Genomic DNA, 11,638 nt, shown 5'->3' on the forward strand with positions numbered 1-11,638 from the left:
CGAAATATCGAGGCAATCTTCTTAAATTTGACAAAATTCCAAAAAATGATACAATTATAATTTTATTATCAAAAAAGGTAGTTAAATGATAAAATCAATTCCTGAATGGAGCGAGCAAGAATACCTCATGCTTTCTTTACCTCATGAAAAAAGCGATTGGAGTCCATATTTAGAGAAAATTTTGCAAAGTTATAAAGAATTTGTAAAAGTGGTAAGTGAATTTCAAAAAGTTTTACTTATAGCTCCTAAACAGAGTGATTTTGAAAATTTTAAAGATATAAAAAATGTAGAGTTTTTTAAATGTGATACCAATGATACTTGGATACGCGATTTTGGAGCTATAGATATAGTAGAAAATGGTCGTTTAAAGGCTCTTGATTTTACCTTTAATGCTTGGGGAAATAAATTTCAAAGTGAGCTTGATAATGCTGTAAATTCTAAGCTTTTTAAAGAAAAATTTAAAGAGGGGCTTAAAAAGGTGGATTTTGTTTTAGAAGGAGGAAGCATTGACTTTAATGGAGAGGGTGTGATGCTTACAAGCTCTCATTGTCTTTTAAATGAAAATAGAAATTCTCATCTAAACAAAACTCAAATTGATACAAAATTAAAAGAAATTTTTGGTTTAAAGCAAATTATTTGGTTAGAAAATGGTTTCATAAAAGGTGATGATACAGATCATCATATCGATACCTTAGCAAGATTTATAGATAAAAATACCATAGCACATTGTGTTTGTGAAGATGAAGAGGATGAGCATTATTTGCCTTTGCAAAAAATGAAAGAAGAGCTTAAAAAAACAGGCTTTGATTTAGTAGAACTTCCTATACCTAAGCCTTTATACTATAAAGGAAGAAGATTGGGGGCGACTTATGCGAATTTTGTTTTTGTAAATAATGCTTTAATTGTGCCTTTTTACAAGGATAAAAATGATGAAATCATAGCTAAAAGACTTTCTAAAGCTTTACCCAATTATAAAATTATAGGAGTAGATGCAAGAGTGTTTTTACGACAAAACGGTTCTTTGCATTGTTCTTGTCAAAATCGTTTCAAAGGTTTAAGATGAGTTTGCAAAAAAAAGCAACTCTTGTAGCAAGTTTATGTGCTATTGTTTTAGCCTTGGTTAAATTTATAGTAGGCTTAACAAGTGGTTCTGTTGCAGTGCTTTCAAGTGCGATTGATTCTTTAATGGATTTTGCTATTTCTGCTTTTAATTTTTTAGCTCTTAAAAAAAGCTCACAAAAGGCGAATGAAAATTATAATTTTGGTTTTTCTAAAATTGAAGCTTTAATGGGTTTGTTAGAAGGTGTTTTTATAGTTGGCGTGGGGATTTTTATTTTTTATGAGAGTATTTTAAAGATTTATTATAAAGAAGAAATTAAAGATTTAAATTCAAGCATCTATGTGATGATTTTTGCTTTAATTATGACTTTTTTTCTTGTACTTTTTTTAAATTATGTAGCTAAAAAAACCAAAAGTTTGATTATAGAAAGTGATGCTTTGCATTACAAAACAGATTGCTTAACCAATGCTTGTACTTTAGGAGCTTTGGTTTTGATTTATTTTACAAATTTACATATTATTGATGCTATTTTTGGGATAGTGATCAGTCTTTATACGGCATTTTCTGCTTTTAAAATCATTAAAAAAGCTTTAGCTTTTTTAATGGATGAGGCTTTACCTAAGAAACAAGTGGATAAAATTTGTACTTTGATTTCTAATAATCCTGAAATAATTTCCTATCATGAATTAAAGACGCGTAAAACTCCAAGTTGTAATTATTTAAGCGTGCATTTGGTTTTTTGCCCTATAATTTCGCTTTTAAATGCGCATAAAATTTCAGATGAAATAGAAGAAGGTGTGCGTAAGATGTTTGAAAATGAAAAATGGGATATACAAATTCATTTAGATCCTTATGATGATGCAGAACAAGAAAGGCAAAGACAATGAAAATCGCTTTAATACAACAAAAATTTTATTCGAATAAAGAACAAACTATAAAAAAAACTTGCGAATTTATAGAAGAAGCCTCTAAACAAGGAGCTGAGCTTGTTTGTTTAGGAGAACTTCATCAAAGTGAGTATTTTTGTCAAAGTGAAAATGTGGATTTTTTTGACTATGCTAATGATTATGAAAAAGATGTGAAATTTTGGGCAAATATAGCTAGAAAAAATCAAATAGTGCTTATTACTTCACTATTCGAAAAACGAAGTGCTGGACTTTATCATAATACTGCAGTGGTTTTTGAAAAAGATGGTTCTATAGCAGGCAAATATCGCAAAATGCACATACCTGATGATCCTTGTTTTTATGAAAAATTTTATTTTACTCCTGGAGATTTGGGTTTTGAACCTATAAATACAAGTTTAGGCAAGCTTGGAGTGCTTATTTGTTGGGATCAGTGGTATCCTGAAGCAGCAAGAATTATGGCTTTAAAAGGAGCTGAGATTCTTATTTATCCCACGGCAATTGGTTGGTTTGATAAGGATAAAGATGAAGAAAAACAAAGACAGCTCAATGCTTGGCTTGGTGTTCAAAAAGGACATGCTATAGCTAATGGTTTATATGTAGTAGCTATTAATAGAGTAGGTTTTGAAAAAGATGCAAGTGGGGTAGAAGAGGGCATTAGATTTTGGGGAAATTCTTTTGTTTTTGGCCCTCAAGGTGAAGAGCTTTGTCTTTTAGATTCTCAAAACGAATGTGTAAAAATCATAGAAATAGATAAAAAAAGAAGTGAAAATGTGCGTCGTTGGTGGCCTTTTTTGCGAGATAGACGCATAGAATATTTTGCAGAATTAACTAAAAGATTTATTGATTAAATCGATAAATCTTATTTGTTTTGTATATTTTCAAGATAGCTTTTTATTTGCTCTTTTTCTTGTTTGTTTAAATTTATAAAACTTATTTCTTTAAGTCTTGATAAAAGCAAATTATCTTCTAAAATTTCATTTTTTCCTATTTCTAAAGAAGTGATGACACTAGAACTTATGAGAAGTCTTTGGGTTGTATCTTTTCTTAAGCCCCATATATTATGTATAGCAATATTATTATCTGTAATTTGTCCTGCATAAAGCATAATATGTCCAGGTAAATAAAGTAAGCTAAGATAAGCCTTCCCAAAGCGGTTTAAAAAATCTTTTTTTTGAGAATTGCTAAGAGTGCTTATATCAAAATGATTAAAAGAATTTTTTTGTGCAGCTGAATTTCTTGGTAGATAAAGTCCAAAAGCTGAAAAGATATCACGAGTTAGTAAAGAACAATCTCTTTCAAAATTATAACCGCCCCAGCCATAAGGTAAATTTAAAACTTGTGAAAGTTGATTTTTTAAATTTTTATCATTGAATTGTAAAGGAAATTTAGATACATCTTTTTTAGAAATTTTATATTTTTTAGAGCCTATTTTTCCATAAAAATAGTTTTTATCTTCTTTGTAGTAAGGATAGATAGCGCCAATTCTACTTTCAAAGAAAAATTTACCATCTTCGCTATAGATAGGAAATTTTTCTTTTAGTGGTGTGATAAAGTTAAGATTTTCATAGATTTTCGCTCTATCATTTGAGAAAAATTCCAAATTTTTACTTTCAATAAATCCAAACCCAGCTTCACCTAAAACAAAAGCATAACGCTTATCTTTGCTGAAATGTGAAATTAAGACAGGAGTTCCAGCATTTAAAATGCCATCACTTGCATAGTCGAAAGGAATTCCTTCATTTTCAAAAAAAGGATTTTTTAAGATAGCTCTTTGGGTTGGAAGATTTTTAATGATTGTATTTTGGATAATCAAAGCTTTTTGATTAAGTTTGCCAAATTCTTGGATATTTGCGTTATTTATAGTATTTTTAAACCATGAAAGTGGAATAATTTGTTTATTGAAAAAATAATAAGTATTTTTTGAATTTAAATATAAAGGAAAGGACCAAAAAATATTTTGTCCTTTGTAATTTTTAAATGAATCATGCCAAGGGTTAAAGAAATATTTTTTATATCGTTTTGCATCAAAATTAATATCGTAAGCAAATTGTGGCAAAATGCTTACATTTTGTTCGTATTCAAGTTTTGCATAATATTGATTTTCATTTTTTTGTTCTAAATTTTCACGATGAAGTGAAGTTAAATTTTTTGTTGAACAAGCTGTTAAAAATAGCACTATAAAAGTAAAATATAAACAAGATTTCATAATCAACCTTTTAGAAAAAATAGTTATAATTAAAGCCAAGGAAATATAATGCTTGATAAACTAGAAAAAATTTTAGCTTATGATAATGTTTTTTTAAGTGGTGGTGCTGGAGTTGGTAAAAGCTTTTTGACAAATGAGCTTATCAAATCTTATAGAAAACAAAAAAAATTAGCCATAGCTCTTGGTTCTAGTGCTCTATCGGCGTTTAATATAGGCGGTGTTACTTTACACAGCTTTTTTTGTTTAGGGTATTGTGATGATATGATGAAATTAAGTGCATTGGATCGCAATCAAAAACAAAAAGAAAAATTAACAAAACTTAAAGAACTTTTAAAAACGATTGAGCTTATTATTATCGATGAAATTTCCATGGTTAGTGCAAGTGTTTTTGAAATGATAGGTTTTAGACTTAAAAATTCTCAATTTAATGGAAAAATTTTAGTTGTTGGAGATTTTTTTCAACTGCCTCCCGTAGTTAAAGAAAAAAAGGAAACTTTATTTAACCATTCTTACTATGCTTTTTCTTCATTTTTTTGGCAAGATTTAAATTTTAAGAATGTTAAACTTTCTCAACCTAAAAGAACGCAAAATATGGAATTTTATAACCATTTATCTTTGATTAGACAAGGTTTTTTAGATGAAAAAATTTTAAGCTTTATTGAATCTTTGCGAATTGATTATAAAGAATTAGAAAATTTAGAAGATGATTATACTTTACTTTGTGGTATCAATAAAAAAGTAAACAATATCAATCAAGAAAAATTAAGCAAACTTGAGACTCCGCTTGCATGCTTTAAGGCTCAGGTTAAAAAAGAAGATAAGAGAATAAAAGATGAAGAACTTGATTCTTGGATTAGAAGCTTAAATATATTGGAAGAATTAAATATTAAAATAGGCGCTCGTATTATTTTTTGTGTAAATAATTGGGATAAGAATTATTATAATGGAGAGCAAGGCATTATAGAAGATATTCTTTATGAAGAGGAGAAAATTTATATTAGCATTATTAAAAGTAATGGGATGAAAATTTTACTTGAACCTTATACTTTTTTCATGGAAGAACTTGAGCAATCAGGTAAAGATTTTGTTGTTAATATTCTTGCAAGTGTTACACAGTTTCCTATTAAGTTAGCTTATGCTATTACTATACACAAATCACAAGGCATGAGTATTGAAAAATTAGTGTGTGATATTGATCATATTTTTGAAAATGGACAGCTTTATGTCGCTCTTTCTCGCGCTACAAACCCAAATACTTTAAAAATTTATTCTACAAAAAAGATAAATTTTGGATTTTATTTTGCTAATATTTTAAAAATAGATTCTAATGTGATTGAATTTTATAAAAAATATAATTTTTTAGATCTTGAAATGCAAGAACAAATCATTTAAAGGCATTAAATGAAAAAAATATTTTTAAGTGTTTTTTTGGTTTTGAGTTTAAATGCTCAAAATCTTGAAATAGAGAACATAAGAACAGATTTGTATTCTAAAAGTGGGACAAATGTTCTTAAAAAAGTTGAAATTTCTTTGGAATTTGATGGGAATAATTTAAAAGAAAATGAAAATAAGTTAATTGATGCTGTAAATACAGTAATTTCAGGGTTTTTTTACGAAGATATTTTTACAGAAATTGGAAAAAATAATTTTAAAAAAACTTTAGAAAAATTTTTAGATAAGAAATATAAGATTAAATTAGATGATATATATATCATATCTTTAAGCGGAGTGGAAAAATTTGATTTAGAGGAGTTTAAACGCTTTTTAGAAAGCACTGAGGCTAAAGAGAAGGGTATGGGTAGCGAGGTAAAAAAAGCACTTGAAAACTTAGAAGCTCCTAAAACTCAAGTTCCTAGTGTTGAAAAGATCTCAATTCCTAGTGTTCCAAATTTAGAAGCCAAGCAAGTTGAACAGCTTTTCAAAGATTCAGATGAAGAAAATAAAAATGACAATGGAGAAATCAATATAGATAATTTAAATACACCTAAAATGACTCCAGATATAGAAGAAAAAATTAAAAGAGATTTAATCGCCAATCCTCCACAAATATTCAAAGAAAATAACGCAAGCAAGCCTTATCATTTACCACAAACAGGTTATGATATAAAGCTTGATGAAAATACAACGCAAAATTAGCGAACTATATCATAATTTTGCGGAATTTTTGCCTTAAAAACATCGGAATTAATTTTTGGATTTTTAATTTGATTGTTTAGATTGATTATAACATCATTTTCAAATTCATCTTTATAGGATATGCTTTGAATTTGCTCTTGATTGAGTTTAATTGTATAATTTATATTATCATATTTTGCTACAAGTTTATCTTTATCTATAAGACTTGCTTTTTTGAAAATTTCATTAAGATTTGGAATGTTATCAAGATGAGAGAAAATAACTTGCTCTAGATCGTGCTCTATTATGGTTACTTGATTTTTGTTAATATAAATCTCTTTTTTACTAGGAGTATCATAACTCCAATATGCTTGATCTTTACTCAGTATAAAATGTCCAGAATAAGAAAGTGTAGAGTTTTTGGATTTTACTATTTGGATAAAATCGCTTGAAAAGGTATTAAAATTAAGATCAAGGGCAAAAAGTTGTCCTATAAAAATAAAAAATATCAAGAATGTTTTTTTCATTTATTTTCCTTAAAAAAATTATATTTTTTATATCATTCTAGCTAATTTTAATTAAATAATCGTTATAATGATAGTTTGAAAAATTTATAAAGGTTTAAAAATGTTTTTAAATACCTTAAAAGCCGTTTTTGGAACAAAAAATGATCGTGAAGTTAAAAAATACTTCAAGCGTGTAGCACAAATCAATGCTTTAGAAGGCAAATATCAAAATTTAAGCGATGATGAATTAAAAGCCGAATTTGCAAAATTTAAAGAGCAAATTTTAAGTGGAGAAAAAAACGAAAATGATATCTTAAATGATGTTTTTGCTATAGTCAGAGAGACAGGTAAGAGAACTTTAAATATGCGTCATTTTGATGTGCAGTTAATCGGTGGTATGGTTTTGCACGATGGAAAAATCGCAGAAATGAAAACAGGAGAAGGTAAAACCCTTGTAGCGACCTTGCCTGTAGTTTTAAATGCCATGAGTGGCAAAGGCGTACATGTCGTTACAGTGAATGATTATCTAGCTAAAAGAGATGCTGAGCAAATGAGTGCGATTTATAATTTTTTAGGTTTTAGCGTAGGCGTGATTCTTTCTTCTCAAAATAGTGATTTAGAGCATAAAAAAGCTTATGATTGTGATATTACTTATGGAACCAATAATGAGTTTGGTTTTGATTATTTGCGTGATAATATGAAATTTTCAAAAGTTGAAAAAGTTCAAAGAGAGCATAATTTTGTTATTGTAGATGAAGTAGATAGTATTTTAATTGATGAGGCAAGAACTCCGCTTATCATCAGCGGCCCTACAAATCGCACTTTAGATGGTTATATTAAAGCCAATGAAGTAGCTAAGCAAATGCAAAAAGGCGAAGCAGTTTTACCTCCTGCAAAACCTGAGGGTGATTTTGTGGTAGATGAGAAAAATCGTAGTGTTTTGATTACCGAAGCAGGTATTGCTAAGGCTGAAAAACTTTTTGGTGTAGAAAATTTATACAGTCTTGATAATGCTATCTTAGCACATCAGCTTGATCAAGCTTTAAAGGCACATAATCTTTTTGAAAAAGATGTGCATTATGTTTTAAGAAATAATGAAGTTATCATCGTTGATGAATTTACAGGGCGTTTAAGTGAAGGACGTCGTTTTAGCGAAGGATTGCATCAAGCTTTAGAAGCCAAAGAAAATGTAAAAATTCAAGAAGAAAGCCAAACACTAGCAGATATTACTTTTCAAAATTATTTTAGAATGTACAATAAACTTGCAGGTATGACAGGAACTGCACAAACAGAAGCGACTGAATTTTCTCAAATTTATAGTTTAGATGTTATTTCTATACCGACAAATATTCCTATTAAAAGACAAGATAAAGATGATCTTATCTATAAAACTCAAAATGAAAAATTTAAAGCCGTAATTGAAGAGATTAAAAAAGCCAATGCTAAAGGTCAGCCTGTGCTCGTAGGAACCGCAAGTATAGAGCGCAGTGAAGTTTTTCACAATATGCTTGTAAAAGAGAAAATCCCTCATCATGTTTTAAATGCTAAAAATCACGAGCAAGAAGCTTTGATTATCCAAGATGCAGGTAAAAAAGGTGCCGTAACTATCGCTACAAATATGGCAGGTCGTGGCGTGGATATAAAAATCGATGATGAGATTAGGGCTTTGGGTGGGCTTTATATCATAGGTACAGAAAGACATGAAAGCCGCCGTATTGATAATCAACTTCGTGGTCGTGCAGGAAGGCAGGGCGATCCTGGAATAAGTCGTTTTTATCTAAGTTTAGAAGATAATCTTTTAAGAATTTTTGGCGGGGATCGTATTAAAAGCATTATGGATCGCTTAGGTATAGAAGAGGGCGAAAGCATAGAGTCAAGAATCGTTACAAGAGCGGTTGAAAATGCGCAAAAAAAAGTAGAAAGCTTACATTTTGAAAGCAGAAAGCATTTGTTGGAATACGATGATGTAGCAAATGAACAAAGAAAAACTATTTATCGTTATCGTAATGAGCTTTTAGATGAAAACTATGATATTAGAGCTAAAATTTCTCAAAATATCGCTGAATATAGCGCAAATGTAATGAATGATTATATGCTTGATGAAAGCGGTTCTAATGTAAATTTTGAAAATTTGAAAGCAAAAATTTTATATGAGTGTTCAACTCAGATTAGTGAAAAAGATTTTGAAAATTTAAGCGTCATTGAAATGCAAGATAAGCTAAGTCAAATTCTTGAAAATTCTTATAACGAAAAGATGTCAAGACTTGAGATTAAAGAATTGCGTAATATAGAGCGTATTTTATATTTGCAAGTTTTGGATAATGCTTGGAGAGAGCATTTGTATCAAATGGATATTTTAAAAACAGGAATAGGACTTCGCGGATACAATCAAAAAGATCCTCTTGTGGAATATAAGAAAGAAAGTTATAATCTTTTCTTGGAGCTAGTTAATCGTATTAAATTTGATAGTGTTAAACTACTTTTTAGTGTGCAATTTAATCAAGAAGAGGTACAAAATTTAGAAAATAAAGCCAATGAAGAAAATGAAAAGCTACTTCAAAGCTCAGTAGAAATGGGCGCAAGCGAAGATAATCTTGGCGAAGCTGAGTTTAAAAAAGTTCCACGCAATGCTCCTTGTCCTTGCGGAAGTGGAAAAAAATTTAAAGAATGCCATGGAAAAAGTGGTCCTAAGCAAGGAATTTTAGCTTGAATAAAAGCGTTTTAAAATATTTACTTTTTAAATATTTAAGATTTGATAAAGAACAACCCTTTATCAATCTTTCTATGCTTTTGGCCTTTTTGGGAGTTTGTGTAGGACTTTGCGTTTTGCTTGTAGCTATGGCAATTATGAATGGTTTTGATAAAGAATTTGAAAAACGCTTTTTTGTGATGAATTATCCTATTACTATTTTGCCTAAATTTTACGCTCCTGTAAATGATGAATTTATAGATGAGTTAAGAAAAACATTTCCAAATTTGTTATTTAGCCCTTATATAAGCACTCAAGTTGTTGTAAAGGGAGATAATCGTTTTGAAGGTGGTGTGCTTTTTGGCGTTAATTTTAATGATGAAAAAAAAATAAACGAAGTGGTTGCTAAAGCTTTAAAGGATGAGAATTTAAGTGGTTTTGATATACTTGTAGGATCAGCACTTATTGATGAATTTGGTTTGCATAAAAATGACAAACTTGCACTTATTTTTTCAAATCTTAATCCTAGTGGATTTTCTTTAGTACCGCAAACTAAACGTTTTGATGTTAAAGCGCGTTTTACTTCAGGGCTTGCATTTTATGATAAAGCTTATATGTACACAGATGTTGATGCATTGAAAAAGGTACTTGGAATGCCTAAAAATCCAAATTATGATGGAGTTCATGTATATAGTGATAATGCTTTTAAGGATGTTGAAAAAATTAAATCTTATTTAAAAGACGATTATGCTGTAGTAGGTTGGTGGGAACAAAATAAAAATTTCTTTTCAGCCTTAGAGCTTGAGAAAAGAGCGCTTTTTATAGTGTTGATGCTTATTATTTTGGTTGCAAGTTTAAATATAGTAAGTTCTTTATTGATGATAGTAATGAATCGTCGCAGTGAAATAGCACTTTTACTTGCCCTAGGTGCAAGCAAAAATGAGGTAAAAAAGAGTTTTTTTGCCTTAGGCATGCTTATTGGCGGCGGCGGTATGATAGTGGGTGTGATGCTTGCATTTTTTGCTTTATGGCTTTTAGGAAATTTTGATATTGTAACTTTACCTGCTGATGTTTATGGAACCAGTAAATTACCACTTGATTTGTCTTTAATGGATTTTTCTTTAACCATTATAGGTGCTTTAATAATCATAGCTTTATCGTCTTTTTATCCTGCAAAAAAAGCAACTCAAATTAACATTTTAGATACTTTAAGAAATGAATAAATTGTAATTTTGGAGATTTTTATTGTCTTTGTTTATCCAAAAAAATAAGAATTTTAAACCTTTAAAACCTCTATCAAAGTCAAAAATAATCACTAATTTAATTCTTTTGATTTTATTTTTAATATTGTTTTGTTATTGTAGTTTTAGTATAAGTGCTTATCATTTTGATTTTAGTGCAATTGCGACCTATAAAGAAAAATTTCTTCAAGGTTTTTTAAATACTTTAATAATCAGTTTTTTTTCTTTATTACTGAGTATAATTTTGGGTGGAGTTTTTTGTGCTTTTTCTTTAAGTTCAATTGTTTTTTTAAGATTTTTATCTACATTTTACATAGAGCTTATCAGAGGAACCCCTTTACTAGTGCAGGTATTATTGATATATTATATCGTTGCAAATAATTTAGGACTTGATAATCGATATGTGGCTGGAGTTATTATTTTATCATGTTTTTCTGCTGCTTACTTAGCTGAAATATTTAGAGCTGGAATTTTAAGTATTTCTATATCTCAGCTTGAGAGCGCTAGGGCTTTAGGGTTAAAAGAGATGCAGGTTTTTGCGTATGTAATTTTTCCCCAAGCTTTAAAAAATATTTTAGCACCTCTGAGTGGACAATTTGCAAATTTAATTAAAGATAGTTCCTTATTAAGCGTTATTGCTGTAAATGAATTAACCCAAAGTGCACAAGAGATAAATTCTTATACTTTTGCTACTCTTGAAGCTTATGTAATTTTGGCTATTACATATCTTGTTTTGACTTTACCTATAAGTATATTTTCTCGTTATTTGGAGAGAAAATGCCAAAAATGATTTAAAAAAGCTTGACAAATAGAGCTAATTTTGGCATAATCACATTTTTATTTCAGAAAGTGTCTCGTTAGCTCAGCCGGTAGAGCATCTCCCTTTTAAGGAGGGGGCCGTTGGTTCGAATCC

Annotated in this window: 10 protein-coding genes; 8 read left to right on the plus strand and 2 right to left on the minus strand. The window is 29.3% G+C overall.

Annotation, left to right across the window (positions count from 1 at the left end; genetic code table 11):
* The first annotated feature begins 85 nt into the window (after nucleotides 1-85).
* Genes AJ932_RS05595 through AJ932_RS05605 form a run of 3 tightly spaced genes read left to right on the plus strand, consistent with a single transcriptional unit; the run spans nucleotide 86 to nucleotide 2,816 of the window.
* Nucleotides 86-1,063: an agmatine deiminase family protein gene (locus AJ932_RS05595; RefSeq protein WP_070278036.1), complete on the plus strand. Its 978-nt coding sequence runs from the start codon at nucleotides 86-88 to the stop codon at nucleotides 1,061-1,063.
* Entirely contained in the window at nucleotides 1,060-1,947 is an 888-nt protein-coding gene (locus AJ932_RS05600; protein ID WP_002877955.1) for a cation diffusion facilitator family transporter, read from the plus strand. Before AJ932_RS05595 ends, AJ932_RS05600 begins: the two co-directional genes overlap by 4 nt.
* Nucleotides 1,944-2,816: an N-carbamoylputrescine amidohydrolase gene (locus AJ932_RS05605; RefSeq protein WP_070278034.1), complete on the plus strand. Its 873-nt coding sequence runs from the start codon at nucleotides 1,944-1,946 to the stop codon at nucleotides 2,814-2,816. Before AJ932_RS05600 ends, AJ932_RS05605 begins: the two co-directional genes overlap by 4 nt.
* An 11-nt stretch (nucleotides 2,817-2,827) precedes the next feature.
* Here the strand turns inward: AJ932_RS05605 and AJ932_RS05610 are convergent, their stop codons facing one another.
* A complete protein-coding gene (locus AJ932_RS05610; RefSeq protein ID WP_044779486.1) occupies nucleotides 2,828-4,174 on the minus strand; it encodes an SH3 domain-containing C40 family peptidase in 1,347 nt (448 codons plus the stop codon).
* Nucleotides 4,175-4,222: 48 nt separating this feature from the next.
* Between AJ932_RS05610 and pif1 the strand changes: the two genes are divergently transcribed.
* Together pif1 and AJ932_RS05620 are read left to right on the plus strand one after the other, a co-directional pair.
* The gene (pif1, locus tag AJ932_RS05615; protein WP_070278032.1) at nucleotides 4,223-5,566 is read left to right on the plus strand and encodes an ATP-dependent DNA helicase Pif1; all 1,344 of its coding nucleotides are present in this window, start codon (nucleotides 4,223-4,225) and stop codon (nucleotides 5,564-5,566) included.
* A gap of 9 nt (nucleotides 5,567-5,575) precedes the next feature.
* On the plus strand, nucleotides 5,576-6,310 hold the full coding sequence (locus tag AJ932_RS05620; protein WP_070278030.1) for a hypothetical protein: 735 nt from the start codon (nucleotides 5,576-5,578) through the stop codon (nucleotides 6,308-6,310).
* Here the strand turns inward: AJ932_RS05620 and lolA are convergent.
* Nucleotides 6,307-6,816 (minus strand): LolA-like outer membrane lipoprotein chaperone, encoded by a 510-nt coding sequence (gene lolA, locus AJ932_RS05625; RefSeq protein ID WP_002871477.1) that lies wholly within the window; start codon nucleotides 6,814-6,816, stop codon nucleotides 6,307-6,309. The genes AJ932_RS05620 and lolA overlap by 4 nt on opposite strands.
* 100 nt (nucleotides 6,817-6,916) lie before the next feature.
* Between lolA and secA the strand changes: the two genes are divergently transcribed.
* From secA to AJ932_RS05640, 3 genes are read left to right on the plus strand one after another with little or no spacing between them, the layout of a single operon-like run.
* Nucleotides 6,917-9,505, plus strand: coding sequence for a preprotein translocase subunit SecA (secA, locus tag AJ932_RS05630; RefSeq protein ID WP_070210845.1), 2,589 nt, complete (start codon nucleotides 6,917-6,919; stop codon nucleotides 9,503-9,505).
* On the plus strand, nucleotides 9,502-10,707 hold the full coding sequence (locus AJ932_RS05635) for an ABC transporter permease (protein ID WP_070210846.1): 1,206 nt from the start codon (nucleotides 9,502-9,504) through the stop codon (nucleotides 10,705-10,707). Before secA ends, AJ932_RS05635 begins: the two co-directional genes overlap by 4 nt.
* Before the next feature lie 22 nt (nucleotides 10,708-10,729).
* A complete protein-coding gene (locus AJ932_RS05640; protein WP_053872395.1) occupies nucleotides 10,730-11,515 on the plus strand; it encodes an amino acid ABC transporter permease in 786 nt (261 codons plus the stop codon).
* Nucleotides 11,516-11,638: the final 123 nt, after the last annotated feature.

The organism is Campylobacter sp. BCW_6873, from assembly GCF_001762365.1.
Classification (GTDB): Bacteria; Campylobacterota; Campylobacteria; order Campylobacterales; family Campylobacteraceae; genus Campylobacter_D; species Campylobacter_D jejuni.